Raw genomic sequence first — 12,638 nt, 5'->3', positions numbered from 1 at the left:
GGCTCAGCGCCCGCGCTTGCCGAAGCGCACCGCATCCAGCAGCACGAACACCAGCGGCCACAGGCCCATGCCCAGCAGCGGCGCCCACCAGTACGACCACGGCAGGGTGGGTTCACCCACCAGGATGTGCACCAGGGCGCTGACGATGCGATCGTTGAACAGCAGGCCGCCGATGGCCAGCATCTGCTGCGACATCGGGAAGAAGCGGATGCGGGCGCGGAAACGCTGCAGGATGAAGGCCAGCATCACCAGCCGCAGCGCCTGTTCGCCGAGCACGCCGCCGTACAGCAGGTCGGCGATGACGCCGCTGGCGAAAGCGATGCCCAGGCCGACCCGCTCGGGTGTCTCGATCACCCAATACGCCAGCACCAGCGCCAGCCAGTACGGGCGCAGTGGCTGCAGCAGCGCCGGCAACGGCAGCAGGCCCAGCAGCAGCGCCACCACCAGGCTGGCCGGCAGCACCCACGGGTTGTCGCGCAGGCGGCTCATCGCTGGGCCTCCGGCGTGGTCGGTTGCCGGCCAGCGGCCGGCACTCCCGTGGATCCAGCTGGGGGAGAGCCCCCCTCTTGTTGAGGGGGGCGCGCCGAAGGCGCGGGGGTAAGGGAGGATGCGGGGGCAACAGTCCTCGTTTGCGACGAGGGCTGTTGCCGGCCAGCGGCCGGCACTACCGGGCTGGGCTGCGTCGCTGCAGGCGCGGTGCCGGTCGGCAGCGCTGTGGCATCGGCCGGACCACCGGGAGCGCTCTGCTCCATCTGCAGGCGCAGGTTCGGCGGAATACGGATCGCCGCGCCGGGGCGCAGCAGAAGCACGTCGCGGCCGCGGTCCAGCTGCGCGGCCGGCTTCAGTTCGCCCACCAGGAAGGCATGGGTGTCGTCCGGGCGCAGGCCGGTGATGGTGCCGACCGGGAAGCCGGCCGGGAAACGACCGCCGAGGCCGGAGGTAACGATCTCATCGCCCACTTCCACGCCGGCGCTGAGCGGGATGTCGCGCAGTTCCAGCGTGTCGCCGCGGCCGTAGACGATCAGGCGCACGCCGTTGCGGGCCACGGTCACCGGCACGGCATGGTCGGGGTCGGTCAGCAGCAGCACGGTGGAGGTACCGCCGGTGACGCTGATCACCTGGCCCATCAGGCCGCCGGCATCGATCACCGCCTGGCCGACATGCACGCCCTCGCGGCTGCCGGCATCGAGTACCAGGCGCTGTTTGACCGGGTCAAGGTCGATGTCCAGGATCGGCGCCAGCTGCACGTCCAGGCCACTGCGCTCGGCCACGTTCAGCAGTTCGCGCAGCTGGGCATTGTCCAGTGCGGCGGTCTGCAGGCGGGTCAGGCGCGCGTTGGCCAGCAGCAGCTGGTTGCGCAGTTCGCGGTTCTCGGCGACCAGCTGGCTGTGGCTGGCGGCAGAATCCTTGACCTGGTTGCCGAGCTTGCCGGGCAGGCCGGCCAGTGCCCAGACCGGCTGCACCAGGCTGTTGGCCTGCTCGCGCAGGCGCGCCAGCCAGCCGGCCTGGTCATCGAGCACGATCAGCGTGATGGCCAACGCGAGATAGGCCAGCAACCGCAGGGGGCTGGCGGCATCACCGGATCGGGAGGCGACGGGAGGACCGGCGTAGGGCGGCACGGCAACGATTCAACTGGCAGAAGGCGGAAGGGAAACACGCGGGCGCCCCGCCGGTGCCGGCCCGCCATCACGGCGGGCCGCACCCCGGAGGGGCGCTGCGGGCGCAGGCAGCCGGGACGGCTTATTCCGGCGCAAAGAACTCGTTGCCGTGCATGTCGACCAGCTCCAGCGCACGGCCACCGCCGCGGGCCACGCAGGTCAGCGGATCGTCCGCCACCTGCACGTGCAGGCCGGTTTCCTCGGAAATCAGGCGGTCCAGGTCACGCAGCAGGGCGCCGCCACCGGTCAGCACGATGCCGCGCTCGGCAACGTCGGCACACAGTTCCGGCGGGGTCTGTTCCAGCGCCAGCTTGACCGCGCTGACGATGCCCGACAGCGGCTCGTGCAGGGCTTCAAGCACCTCGTTGGAGCTGATCTTGATCATCTTCGGCACGCCCTCGGCGAGGTTGCGGCCGGAGATTTCCATCTCGATCACTTCCGCCTGCGGGTAGGCACAGCCCAGCTCGACCTTGATGCGCTCAGCGGTGGCTTCACCGATCAGCATGCCGTGGTTGCGGCGCACGTAGTTGGTGATCGACTCGTCGAAGCGGTCGCCACCGATGCGGACCGACGCCGAGTAGACGATGCCGTTGAGCGAGATCACCGCCACTTCGGTGGTGCCGCCGCCGATGTCGATGACCATCGAGCCACGCGCTTCAGTGACCGGCATGCCGGCGCCGATCGCGGCCGCCATCGGTTCTTCGATCAGGAACACGTCACGGGCACCGGCTTCCTCGGCCGATTCCTTGATCGCGCGGCGCTCGACCTGGGTCGAGCCGGCCGGCACGCAGACCAGCACGCGCGGGCTCGGGCGCAGCACGCGCGATTTGTGCACCTTCTTGATGAAGTGCTTGAGCATCGCCTCGGTATAGGTGAAGTCGGCGATGACGCCGTCCTTCATCGGGCGGATGGTGGTGATGTGGCCCGGGGTACGGCCCAGCATCTGCTTGGCTTCGGCGCCTACGGCTGCCACCGAGCGGGTGCCACCGATGGCACGGTCCTGACGCACGGCCACGACCGATGGCTCGTTCAGCACGATCCCCTGCCCGCGCACGTAGATGAGGGTGTTGGCCGTGCCCAGGTCGATGGACAGGTCGTTGGAGAACATGCCACGGAGTTTCTTGAACATCTGAGGAAGGAGTCCTGAGGGGTGTCGTGCCCGCCGCGGGATGGCGAAAAAATGGGCAGAAATCGAGGCCGACAAGCCTAGCAACCCGCCTGCCGCCGAGCAAGGAAAAAACTAGCTGAACCCGCGTCTTCACAGGCTTTCGGCCTGATCGGGTCTCACCCGGTTCTGGCCCTGAGCGGCACCAGCGGGTAACCTTTGCGCCGTCGGGCGCCCAAGGGCGCCGTTTGCTTGCCCGCCGAACCGGGCCGGCCCACCCCAAAATTCACCGCATAGGCTTACATCGATGTCCGCTCTGATCTGTGGTTCTCTTGCCTTCGACACCATCATGGTGTTCCCGGACCAGTTCAAGAATCACATCCTGCCGGACAAGGTGCACATCCTGAACGTGTCCTTCCTGGTCCCGCGCATGCGCCGCGAGTTCGGCGGCTGCGCCGGCAACATCGCCTACAACCTGCACCTGCTGGGCGGCCAGCCGATCCCGATGGGCACCGTGGGTTCGGACTTTGGCCCGTACCGTGAGTACTTCGAAGGCCTGGGCATCGACCTGTCGCGCGTGCGCGTGATCGATGAGCTGTTCACCCCGCAGGCGTTCATCACCACCGATCACGACAACAACCAGATCACCGCCTTCCACCCGGGCGCGATGATGCGTTCCTACGAAAACCACGTGCGTGGCGTACCGGGCGTGACCCTGGGCCTGGTCGGCCCGGACGGCCGCGAAGGCATGATCCAGAACGCGCAGGAATTCCACGAAGACGGCATCCCGTTCATCTTCGACCCGGGCCAGGCCATGCCGCTGTTCAACGGCCCGGAACTGCGCGAGTTCATCGAGCAGGCCGACTACGTGGTGGTCAACGACTACGAGTCGAACCTGCTGCAGGAACGCACTGGCTGGGACGAGAAAGAGATCGTCAGCCGGGTCAAGGCCTACATCACCACCCGCGGCCCGAAGGGCGCGGTCATCCACACCCCGGAAAAGAGCTACGACATTCCGCCGGCGCATGAGCGCCGCGTGGTCGACCCGACCGGCTGTGGCGACGCCTTCCGCGCCGGCCTGATCTACGGCATCCAGAAGGGCTACGACTGGCTGACCATCGGCCGCATGGGCAACCTGATGGGCGCGCTGAAGGTCGAGCACCCGGGCACGCAGAACCAGCGCTTCACCTTCGATGAGTTCAACGAGCAGTTCAAGCAGCAGTTCGGTTACGCGCTGAGCGCGTAACCGAACTGCCCGCACATCTGATCGGTAGGTGTCGACCTTGGTCGACACTGCCGGCCAGCGGCCGGCACTACCGGAACCTCCGACCGACACGTGGCCTGCTCTCTGTAGAGCCGAGCCATGCTCGGCTTGCGCGCGCCAGCGCGATCTGACCGGAGGAGAGCAGCCGAGCGTGGGCTCGGCTCTACATCAGCAAGCGCCCTGCCAGGCAGCCAGCAAGGCGCGGCAATCAGCGAAATGCCAGTCGGCACGGCCCGGCCATGGGTTTTCCGGCAGGTTGACCAGCACGGTATGGGCGCCGGCCGCACGGCCGCACTCCAGGTCGTAGGCGTGGTCACCGACCATCACCGCCTCCGCAGCCCCGATCCCCCAACGCCGCAGATGCTGCTGCAGGCCATCCGGTGAGGGTTTGGGCACCGCTTCATCGCGGCCGATGATGTCGGCATCGTCGAACAACGCCCCGACCCCGATCGCGTCCAACGTCAGCTTCGCCAGCGCATGATCATTGCGGGTCAGGATGCCGAGCCGGCAGCCTGCCGCCGACAACGCGCGCAGCAGCTTCAGCGCACCCGGTGCCGGCAGTGCGTCCTCGGCCAGCGCGCGCTCATGATCCAGCAGCCACTCGCGCTTGGCCTGCGCCGGTGCGTCCGGCAACGCCGCAATATGGTCAAGGATGTCTTCCTCGGCCGCGATCTCCAGCGCGCGGCGGATCGCGGCGAAATCATGCACGGCGACGGTCAGCGTGCCATCCATGTCGAACACCCAGTGCCGGATCGCGGACAACGCGTGCACTGCGCTGCCCGCCGCAACCATCACTGCCACCACTGCGGCATGCGGCTGGCGTCGACGCCACCGGTTTCGAACACAGCGGTGCGGGTGCCACCGGCCTTGACCGGGAACTCGATGCTGATCGACTTGCCCTTGCGCGCCAGCTTCCACAGCGCCTTCTGGTCGGTGATGAACAGGGCAATGGCTTCATCGGTCTTCGGACGCCACGCCGCCATGGAAATCGGCTTGCCGTCGTCCACGGTTACTTTCACCGTGCACTGCGGGCAACGGAAATCGCCGGCCTGCAGCACCAGATACGCATGCCGCTTCCACTCCGGATGATCGCGGAACACCAGCTGCACCGGCTTGGCGCCGCTGCCATCCACGTCCACCCGTTCCTTGCTGTAGATCTGCGCCGAAACCTGGTTGCCCTTGTTGCCCACCGGGATCTGGTTGTACTGCCACAGCGCCTGCATGCGGCGCAGGTCGCGCGCGGCATCGCCCTTGGCCTTGACCTCGTCGAAGCCTGCGGCGATGCGCTCGGCGGCCGCGGTGTCCTTGTACTGGTCCAGCAGCGAGGCACCATGCAGGCGCGCGCGCTCCCAGTCCTGCGCGGCCACGGCCATGTCGTACTGCTTGGCCACGTCTTCGGCCTTGGCCTCCTTCTGCGCCTGCACGGCGGCTGCGGCGGCTTCCTGCGCCTTGCGTTCTTCCTCGGGGTTGCTGCAGGCGGCCAGCGCCAGGGTGCAGGCGGTGAGCAGGATCAGTCGTTTCATGGCGGAGGTCCTTTGCGGGTGCATCCCGATTCTATCGGCAGCGAAAAGCGGATACACCAACGGCGGGTTTCCCCGCCGTTGGTGGTGAAGCAGTGAACGGTTGCCGGCCAGCGGCCGGCACTACCGCTTACTTGGCTTCAGCCTTGGCCAGCATGTCCTGGACCGAGGCGGTGGTGATCGGGTGGTAGCCCGGCTTGGCCTTTTCGAAGGCCTGCTTGGCCAGCTCCAGCCCCTTCGGGGTCTTCACCAGTTCGGCGTAGATCGGCAGGATCAGCTTGCGACGGCCGACGCGCTCGATGAATGCCGCCGCGCCTTCATTGGCCTGCTCGTAGCCGCTGCGGATCGCCAGCGGGTACCAGCGCATGGCGATCTCGCCATTCGGGGTGCCAGTGAAGTGGAAGGCCTTGTCCAGCGTGGCCAGCTTGTCCAGCGGCTGGGTCGCACCCAGGCCGTCGATGAAGCGCACCCATTCCTGCGTGCTCCAGTCGGCGATGACCTGGCTGCTCGGCACGGTGCCGGCGCTGGCGAAGGCGATGCGCGCGGTATCGACGCTGCTGAAGTTGCGCGACTGCGCCTTGGCAGCGAACGCCGGAATGCCCGGCTCGTCCAGCCACGCCTTCAGTTCGGCCTCGGTCACGGCCGAGGGATTCTTCGGCAGCAGGTTCTTCTTCATGTACGCGACGAACTGGTCGGTGTTCGCGCTCTGGAAGGCGTGGTCATCGAACCAGCCGCGCAGGAACGGATCGAAGGTCTCGCGGCCGAAGCGCTGCTCCAGGAATTCCAGGAACCACGCACCCTTGACGTAGGCCACCTGGCTGAGCGCTTCGTCAGGATCACGCTCGTTCAGCGGCGGCAGCGCCAGTGCCTGGTCAGCCGGGCTCATGTCCTTCACTTCGGCCAGCAGGTCGGTCTGGTCGATCTGCTTCTCCATCTCGGCCATTTCCTTGCCGTACAGGGCTTCGGTGATGCGGCCCTGGACGTAGGTGGTGAAGCCTTCATTGAGCCAGATGTCCTTCCAGCTGGCGTTGGTCACCAGGTTGCCCGACCAGCTGTGCGCCAGTTCGTGGGCGACCAGCGAGACCAACGACTTGTCGCCGACGATTACGGTCGGGGTGGCGAAGGTCAGGCGCGGGTTTTCCATGCCGCCGAACGGGAACGACGGCGGCAGCACCAGCATGTCGTAGCGGCCCCAGCGGTATTCGCCGTACAGCTTCTCGGCGGCACCGATCATCTTTTCGGTGTCTTCGAATTCCTTGGCGGCCTTGTTGACCATGGTCGGCTCGGCCCAGACGCCGGAGCGGCCGGAGATCGGCTCGAACACCAGGTCGCCGGCGGCGATGGCCAGCAGGTAGGACGGAATCGGCTGCGGCATCTTGAAGGTGTAGTCACCGTCACGCGCGGCCTTCGGATCGTTGTCGGCGCTCATCAGCACCATCACGTCCGGGCGCGAGACCACGTGCGCGCTGTAGGTGAAGCGAACGCTCGGGGTGTCCTGCAGCGGCACCCAGGAACGGGCGTGGATCGCCTGCGACTGGCTGAACATGAAGGGCAGCTTCTTGCCCTCGGTCATCGACGGTGCCAGCCACTGCAGGCCCGAGGCGGTCGGCGCGGTGTGATAGGTCACTTCCACCTTGGCCGGCTGTTCCGGAGCCTCGATGGTCAGCTTGCTGCCGAACACCTTGTCAGCGGCGGCCAGCTCGAACTTCAGCGGGCTGCGCGCGCCATCGGCGGCAACGGCCTCAACCTTGGACACGGTCAGCTCGCGGGTGTCGAGCACCAGCTGCTTGGCGTCCTTCTGCTTCCATTCCAGGGTGTAGGTGGCGGTGCCGCCGATCTGCTTCTGGTCGAAGTCCAGCTTCAGATCCAGTGCGATGTCCTTGATGGCGACCTTGTCCGGCTCGGCGTACGAGCTTTCGTCGTGGCTGCGGTTCTCGGCGTTCACGGGGGCGGCAGGGGCCTTTGTGGCAGTCGGGGCGGCGGCGGGCGCGGCCGCCTCCTGGGAGCAGCCGGCGGCCAGGGCCACGGCCAGCGGAAGGAGCATCAGCGGATTACGCATGAATCGGGACCGTTACGGGGATCAAACCCCAATGGTACCTCCCTCCGGCCCGGCAGGCGTTGCGCGGTGCGGGGTAATGCGGCCAAGGCCGATCCTGCGGCGGCGCCCCGGGTAGGTGCCAACCTTGGTTGGCACGGATCTTTCATCGCATGTGGCAGGCCCGTGCCGACCAAGGTCGGCACCTACCAGAGCGGATGACCGCAGCGGCCGAGTGCCAACCAGGGTTGGCACCCACCAGGGCAAGGCTTACAGCTTGTAGCCGGAGTGGATCGAAACGATGCCGCCGGTCAGGTTCTTGTAGTGGCAGCGCTCGAAACCGGCCTGCCCCATCATCGCCTTCAGTTCATCCTGCGGCGGGTGCTTGCGGATGCTCTCGGCCAGGTACTGGTAGCTGTCCGAATCATTGGCGAACAACTTGCCCAGCTTGGGCAGGATCTTGAACGAGTGGAAGTCGTAGATCGGCTTGAACCAGTCCGCGGTGACTTCGGAGAACTCCAGCACGCGGGCCTGGCCGCCCACCTTCAGCACGCGGTACATCTCGCGCAGGCCGGCGTCCTTGTCGGTGACGTTGCGCAGGCCGAAGGCGATGGTGACCAGGTCGAAGCTGTTGTCCGGGAACGGCAGGGCTTCGGCGTTGCACTGCACGTAGTCCAGGCCGAGCACCAGGCCGCGGTTGGTCAGGCGGTCGCGGCCGACCGACAGCATGCCGGCGTTGATGTCGCCCAGCACCACCGAGCCCTCGGCGCCGACGCGCTCCTTCAGCAGGGCGGCGATGTCGCCGGTGCCGCCCGCCAGGTCGAGCACGCGGTCGCCCGGCTTCACCTGCGCGGTCGCCACGTAGTAGCGCTTCCACGCCCGGTGCACGCCCAGGCTCATCAGGTCGTTCATCAGGTCGTAGTTGCGCGCGACCGAGGTGAACACCTGGCCGACCAGCTTCTGCTTGTCCTTGGCGGCGACGTCGCGGAACCCGAAATGGGTGGTACCGGCTTTGTAGGGGGATTCGCTCATGGCCCCGATTATCGCACCGCCGGGGGCCAGCGGCACCCCCTGCCCGTATCATGGCGGGCCACGACTTACCGGAGCCCCGCATGATCACCACGCCCGACTACCAGGCCCTGCTGCAGACCGCCATCGCCGAAGCCCGCCAGGGCCTGGCCGAAGGCGGCGTGCCGATCGGCGCGGCGCTGTACCACAACGACGGCCGCCTGCTCGGCTGCGGCCATAACCGCCGCGTGCAGGAGGGCGACCCGTCGGTGCACGGCGAAACCGATGCGTTCCGCAAGGCCGGCCGCCAGCGCCGTTACCAGGACACGATCATGGTCACCACCCTGGCACCGTGCTGGTACTGCTCGGGCCTGGTGCGCCAGTTCAACATCGGCACCGTGGTGGTGGGCGAATCGCGCACCTTCCAGGGCGGCATCGACTGGTTGCGGGAAAACGGCGTCAACGTGATCGACCTGGACAGCCAGGAATGCGTGGACCTGCTGGGCGGCTTCATTGCGCAGCACCCGGAGATCTGGAACGAAGACATCGGTGAATGATCACCACGCAGTGTCCTGTTGAACCCGTTTAATGAACGCTTCAGCGCCGGCACGCCCTAGTGCCGGCAGCGTTTGCGGCCATTGCCGTGAACCCGTGCACAGTCAGCTGCGCAACGTGCACACGCTGCGATAACACCCCGCCCGGCTGCCGCGCCTAGGGTGGGGTTACCGGGACTTCTTTCCCCGGCGGAGCCAGCCATGTGCGCGCACGCCGTACGACCTACGCCTGACCCGATCCTAGACGCCATCCGCAAGCGCCTGCAGCAGCAGTACGCACTGCACCAGCGTGGCGCACTGTTCTGGACTGCCTACCAGGGCCTGCAGCTGGAGCTGGTGCGCGGCCACCCGCTCGACCATGAGCGCCTGTGCAATGCGATGGCCGACATCGCCGAAGATCTCGGTGCCGTCGAGCGTGCGCAGTTGATCGGACATGCCAACGCCAGCTCCACATCGCGCTGACGCGGCATGCACCGCCACATACGCCACACTCCGATGAACCCCCACTCCCTTTCCACTCAACCGAACTGGATTGTCATGCACGCTGAAGTCCCCACCATCCCTCCGGTCATCAACGTTGACGCCGAGCTGGATCACTGGCGCCGCCAACATGCCGAAGGCGCACTGCCGCACAACTCGTTCGGCTCATACGTGCCGTGGATCAAGTTTGCCTGCGATTCGCTGATCACCCAGCCGCGCGCCAGCGAGGCCGAACGTGACGAGATGTTCCAGACCCAGTACGCCCTGCAGATCATGCCGCGACTGAGCGAAGCACAGGCCCGCGAGTTCGTCGACCGTTGCTGGCAGCACGTCTACCAGAGCAGTCCGGTGCGCAGCCTGCAGGCACCGCGCCTGCAGCGCATGCGCGCCTGACCGCCGCTGCACGGCGCCTGCACGGGCCACTGCCGATCATCCTCGTCACCTGAGTGGGACGACGACGATGAAAGCACGCAACCTGTTCAATACGATCGCCAAGAAGGCCGCGGCCGCCACCGGCTCGCCGTGGACCTTCCTGGCCGCAGTAGCGATCGTGGTGATCTGGGGCATCAGTGGCCCGGTGTTCGGTTTCAACGACACCTGGCAGCTGGTGATCAACACCGGCACCACCATCATCACCTTCCTGATGGTGTTCCTGATCCAGCACACGCAGAACGCGGATACCGCCGCGATGCAGATCAAGCTGGACGAGCTGATCCGGGCGACAGCCGAAGCCAACAACGAACTGTTGGATCTGGAAGAACTGGACGAAGCGCGGCTGGAAGAGATCCGCGCCGAATACGAGCGCATGGCCCGCGAGGCCGGTGACGCGCTGCTGCGCGTGCGCGCCTGCCGCGCGGCCCCGCGCGATGATGAAGCGATCTGACGGTAGCGCCGGGCCATGCCCGGCGAGCGCGATACCCGGAAGAATCCCACACGGGCCATCGCCCTCGGCTGATAACGGCGGACATCCCATCAGTGCAGACTGGCGCCATGTCCAGCCGTCATCTGGAACGTGGCCGCCACTCCCATATCGGGGGCTACTACGTCTTCACCACGGTCGTACGCCACCGGCGCCCGGTCTTTGAAGATCCACGTTGTGCAACGTGTCTTGTGGATGCATTGAGGTATGTTGAACGCATGGGCCTCAGTCGGTCCTTTGCTTGGGTCGTCATGCCTGACCATCTGCATTGGCTGATGCAGCTGCGCGACGGATCACTGGCGCGCATGATGGGAACGGTGAAATCCCGCAGCAGCCGGTTGCTGGGGCAGCAGTTCGGCATACAGACGCCTTTGTGGCAGCCGAGCTATTTCGATCACGCGGTACGCAGCGAGGAAGCCTTGAGGCGCCATGCGTTGTACATCCTGGGCAACCCCATCCGAGCAGGATTGACCCTGCATCTCGATGAATATCCGTTTGCATGGTGCCGTTGGCCCATGCGGTAGCGCCTGGCCATGCCGGCGAGCACGAAGTGCGGTCCGCCCAGACGTCAGGCATGCAGGAACGAAAGGCCGCCGGGCGTGGCCCGGCGCTACCGGTATCGAATTGCTGCTCAGCTGCGCTCGTGCCAGCCGCCACCCAGCACCTTGTACAGGGTGATGCGGTTGGCCTGTTGCGCCAGCTGGGCCTGCAGCTGGGTCTGCTGCGCGTTGTAGGCGGTACGCCGCGCATCAAGCAGGGTGACGAAGCTGTCCAGCCCCGCGTCGTAGCGGGCCTGCGACAGGCGGTTGGCCTGTTCGGCCGCGTCCACCAGGCGCTGCTGTGAACTCACCTGCTCGTCCAGGCTGACATTCAATGCCAGCGCATCGGCGGTTTCGCGGAAGCCCACCTGGATCGACTTCTCGTACTGCGCCAGAGCGATATCACGATCTGCGTTGGCGATGGCCAGATTGGCGCGCAGCTTGCCGCCCTGGAAGATCGGCAGGGTGATCTTCGGCAGGAAACTCCATACACGGGTGCCACTGTCGAACAGGTTGGACAGTTCGTTCGAACCACTGCCGATGCTGCCGGTCAGCGAGATGCTCGGGAAGAACGCCGCGCGTGCCGCACCGATGTTGGCGTTTGCGGCCAGCAGCTGGTGTTCGGCGGCCATGATGTCCGGGCGCTGCAGCAGCACGTCGCTGGGCAGGCCGGCCGGCGGCGGGGCCAGTGCAAGCAGCTGCGGTTCGATGCTGTCCGGCAGCAGTGCCGGATCCAGCTGGCCACCGGCCAGCAGCGCCAGCGCATTGCGGTCCTGGGCCAGCTGGCCACGCAGGCGTGCAGCATCCGTACGTGCAGTCTCGACCAGGGTACGGGTCTGGGTCAGCTCCAGCGCCGAACTGCCACCACGTTCGTGGCGGGCCTCGGCCAGGCGCAGCGAATCCTCGTAGGTCTTCAACGTGGCCTCGGCGATCTTCAGCTGCTGCGCATCGGCACCATAGGTCAGCCACGCAGTCGCGGTCTCGGCCACCAGACTCAGCTGCGCGTTGCGGCGGTTGGCGGCCACGGCGAAGTACTGCTGCAACGCCGCTTCACTGAGATTGCGCACGCGGCCGAACAGATCCAGCTCGAACTCGGCCACGCCGACACCGGCGGTGAACTGCTCGGTGACGCCGGCGTCGGTGCCTCGGCGCTCCATCTGGCCGGTGACAGCCACGCCGGGCACGCGGTCGGCGCGTTGTACGCGGTACTGGCCGCGCGCGCGCTCTACATTGAGCACGGCCACGCGCAGGTCGCGGTTGTTCTGCAGCGACTGCTCGATCACCTGCTGCAGGCGTGGATCGGTGAAGAAGTCGCGCCAGCCGACGGCGGCGACATCGGCCACCTGGCCCTGCGCGGCTTCGGCCGGCCACTGCGCCGGAATCGCCGGAGCGACAGCGGTGTTCTTCGGCACCAGAGTGGAGCAGCCGGCCAGCGCGAGCACGCCGGCCAGGGATACAGCAAGAGAAGAGAATTTCATGGCGACACCTTGGGGGTCACGGTGGTAGCGGGGGGGGGGGGGGGGGGGGGGGGGGGGGGGGGGGGGGGGGGGGGGGGG

At 66.8% G+C, this 12,638-nt stretch carries 14 protein-coding genes; 6 read left to right on the top strand and 8 right to left on the bottom strand.

The window, feature by feature from the left end:
- Window positions 1–3: 3 nt before the first annotated feature.
- The 3 genes from mreD to ACTJJM_RS18300 all read right to left on the bottom strand — a co-directional run bounded on the left by mreD (window position 4) and on the right by ACTJJM_RS18300 (window position 2,787).
- Window positions 4–489, bottom strand: coding sequence for a rod shape-determining protein MreD (mreD, locus tag ACTJJM_RS18310; protein ID WP_010481414.1), 486 nt, complete (start codon window positions 487–489; stop codon window positions 4–6).
- Window positions 486–1,619 carry a rod shape-determining protein MreC gene (mreC, locus tag ACTJJM_RS18305; RefSeq protein WP_126559761.1) on the bottom strand — a complete coding sequence of 378 codons (1,134 nt, stop codon included), beginning with the start codon at window positions 1,617–1,619 and terminating at the stop codon, window positions 486–488. Before mreC ends, mreD begins: the two co-directional genes overlap by 4 nt.
- 121 nt (window positions 1,620–1,740) lie before the next feature.
- The gene (locus ACTJJM_RS18300) at window positions 1,741–2,787 is read right to left on the bottom strand and encodes a rod shape-determining protein (RefSeq protein WP_005419402.1); all 1,047 of its coding nucleotides are present in this window, start codon (window positions 2,785–2,787) and stop codon (window positions 1,741–1,743) included.
- 283 nt (window positions 2,788–3,070) lie between these two features.
- Between ACTJJM_RS18300 and ACTJJM_RS18295 the strand changes: the two genes are divergently transcribed.
- Window positions 3,071–4,009, top strand: a complete 939-nt coding sequence (locus ACTJJM_RS18295) for a carbohydrate kinase family protein (RefSeq protein WP_010481412.1) — start codon at window positions 3,071–3,073, stop codon at window positions 4,007–4,009.
- A gap of 186 nt (window positions 4,010–4,195) precedes the next feature.
- Here the strand turns inward: ACTJJM_RS18295 and ACTJJM_RS18290 are convergent, their stop codons facing one another.
- From ACTJJM_RS18290 to ubiE, 4 genes are all read right to left on the bottom strand, one after another.
- On the bottom strand, window positions 4,196–4,819 hold the full coding sequence (locus tag ACTJJM_RS18290; protein WP_010481411.1) for an HAD family hydrolase: 624 nt from the start codon (window positions 4,817–4,819) through the stop codon (window positions 4,196–4,198).
- Window positions 4,819–5,550, bottom strand: coding sequence for a hypothetical protein (locus ACTJJM_RS18285; protein WP_019337678.1), 732 nt, complete (start codon window positions 5,548–5,550; stop codon window positions 4,819–4,821). The genes ACTJJM_RS18290 and ACTJJM_RS18285 overlap by 1 nt, the downstream gene beginning before the upstream one ends.
- A 127-nt stretch (window positions 5,551–5,677) precedes the next feature.
- Window positions 5,678–7,606: a M1 family metallopeptidase gene (locus tag ACTJJM_RS18280; protein WP_010481409.1), complete on the bottom strand. Its 1,929-nt coding sequence runs from the start codon at window positions 7,604–7,606 to the stop codon at window positions 5,678–5,680.
- 246 nt (window positions 7,607–7,852) lie between these two features.
- Window positions 7,853–8,614 carry a bifunctional demethylmenaquinone methyltransferase/2-methoxy-6-polyprenyl-1,4-benzoquinol methylase UbiE gene (gene ubiE, locus ACTJJM_RS18275; protein WP_005411082.1) on the bottom strand — a complete coding sequence of 254 codons (762 nt, stop codon included), beginning with the start codon at window positions 8,612–8,614 and terminating at the stop codon, window positions 7,853–7,855.
- An 80-nt stretch (window positions 8,615–8,694) separates the two neighbouring features.
- Between ubiE and ACTJJM_RS18270 the strand changes: the two genes are divergently transcribed.
- From ACTJJM_RS18270 to ACTJJM_RS18250, 5 genes are all read left to right on the top strand, one after another.
- Complete coding sequence (locus ACTJJM_RS18270) at window positions 8,695–9,147, top strand: nucleoside deaminase (RefSeq protein ID WP_005411083.1); 453 nt, start codon at window positions 8,695–8,697, stop codon at window positions 9,145–9,147.
- A gap of 198 nt (window positions 9,148–9,345) precedes the next feature.
- The gene (locus ACTJJM_RS18265; RefSeq protein ID WP_010481405.1) at window positions 9,346–9,606 is read left to right on the top strand and encodes a hypothetical protein; all 261 of its coding nucleotides are present in this window, start codon (window positions 9,346–9,348) and stop codon (window positions 9,604–9,606) included.
- 75 nt (window positions 9,607–9,681) lie between these two features.
- Window positions 9,682–10,017, top strand: a complete 336-nt coding sequence (locus ACTJJM_RS18260; protein ID WP_005411085.1) for a hypothetical protein — start codon at window positions 9,682–9,684, stop codon at window positions 10,015–10,017.
- A 67-nt stretch (window positions 10,018–10,084) separates the two neighbouring features.
- A complete protein-coding gene (locus ACTJJM_RS18255) occupies window positions 10,085–10,507 on the top strand; it encodes a low affinity iron permease family protein (protein ID WP_010481401.1) in 423 nt (140 codons plus the stop codon).
- Between the two features lie 107 nt (window positions 10,508–10,614).
- Window positions 10,615–11,067 carry an REP-associated tyrosine transposase gene (locus tag ACTJJM_RS18250; protein WP_100051363.1) on the top strand — a complete coding sequence of 151 codons (453 nt, stop codon included), beginning with the start codon at window positions 10,615–10,617 and terminating at the stop codon, window positions 11,065–11,067.
- A gap of 107 nt (window positions 11,068–11,174) precedes the next feature.
- On the opposite strand, the gene smeF is transcribed toward ACTJJM_RS18250, so the two are convergent.
- Complete coding sequence (gene smeF, locus ACTJJM_RS18245; RefSeq protein ID WP_049452838.1) at window positions 11,175–12,560, bottom strand: multidrug efflux RND transporter outer membrane subunit SmeF; 1,386 nt, start codon at window positions 12,558–12,560, stop codon at window positions 11,175–11,177.
- Window positions 12,561–12,638: the final 78 nt, after the last annotated feature.

The organism is Stenotrophomonas sp. 22692 (assembly GCF_052045015.1).
GTDB classification, from domain to species: Bacteria; Pseudomonadota; Gammaproteobacteria; order Xanthomonadales; family Xanthomonadaceae; genus Stenotrophomonas; species Stenotrophomonas geniculata.
This window is presented reverse-complemented; position numbering and strand designations above follow the sequence as displayed.

Coding starts and splice junctions, on each gene's coding strand:
- mreD (WP_010481414.1), bottom strand. CDS start 489: ATGAGCCGCCTGCGCGACAACCCGTGGGTGCTGCCGGCCAGCCTGGTG.
- ACTJJM_RS18300 (WP_005419402.1), bottom strand. CDS start 2,787: ATGTTCAAGAAACTCCGTGGCATGTTCTCCAACGACCTGTCCATCGAC.
- ACTJJM_RS18295 (WP_010481412.1), top strand. CDS start 3,071: ATGTCCGCTCTGATCTGTGGTTCTCTTGCCTTCGACACCATCATGGTG.
- ACTJJM_RS18290 (WP_010481411.1), bottom strand. CDS start 4,819: ATGGTTGCGGCGGGCAGCGCAGTGCACGCGTTGTCCGCGATCCGGCAC.
- ACTJJM_RS18285 (WP_019337678.1), bottom strand. CDS start 5,550: ATGAAACGACTGATCCTGCTCACCGCCTGCACCCTGGCGCTGGCCGCC.
- ACTJJM_RS18280 (WP_010481409.1), bottom strand. CDS start 7,606: ATGCGTAATCCGCTGATGCTCCTTCCGCTGGCCGTGGCCCTGGCCGCC.
- ubiE (WP_005411082.1), bottom strand. CDS start 8,614: ATGAGCGAATCCCCCTACAAAGCCGGTACCACCCATTTCGGGTTCCGC.
- ACTJJM_RS18270 (WP_005411083.1), top strand. CDS start 8,695: ATGATCACCACGCCCGACTACCAGGCCCTGCTGCAGACCGCCATCGCC.
- ACTJJM_RS18265 (WP_010481405.1), top strand. CDS start 9,346: ATGTGCGCGCACGCCGTACGACCTACGCCTGACCCGATCCTAGACGCC.
- ACTJJM_RS18260 (WP_005411085.1), top strand. CDS start 9,682: ATGCACGCTGAAGTCCCCACCATCCCTCCGGTCATCAACGTTGACGCC.
- ACTJJM_RS18255 (WP_010481401.1), top strand. CDS start 10,085: ATGAAAGCACGCAACCTGTTCAATACGATCGCCAAGAAGGCCGCGGCC.
- ACTJJM_RS18250 (WP_100051363.1), top strand. CDS start 10,615: ATGTCCAGCCGTCATCTGGAACGTGGCCGCCACTCCCATATCGGGGGC.
- smeF (WP_049452838.1), bottom strand. CDS start 12,560: ATGAAATTCTCTTCTCTTGCTGTATCCCTGGCCGGCGTGCTCGCGCTG.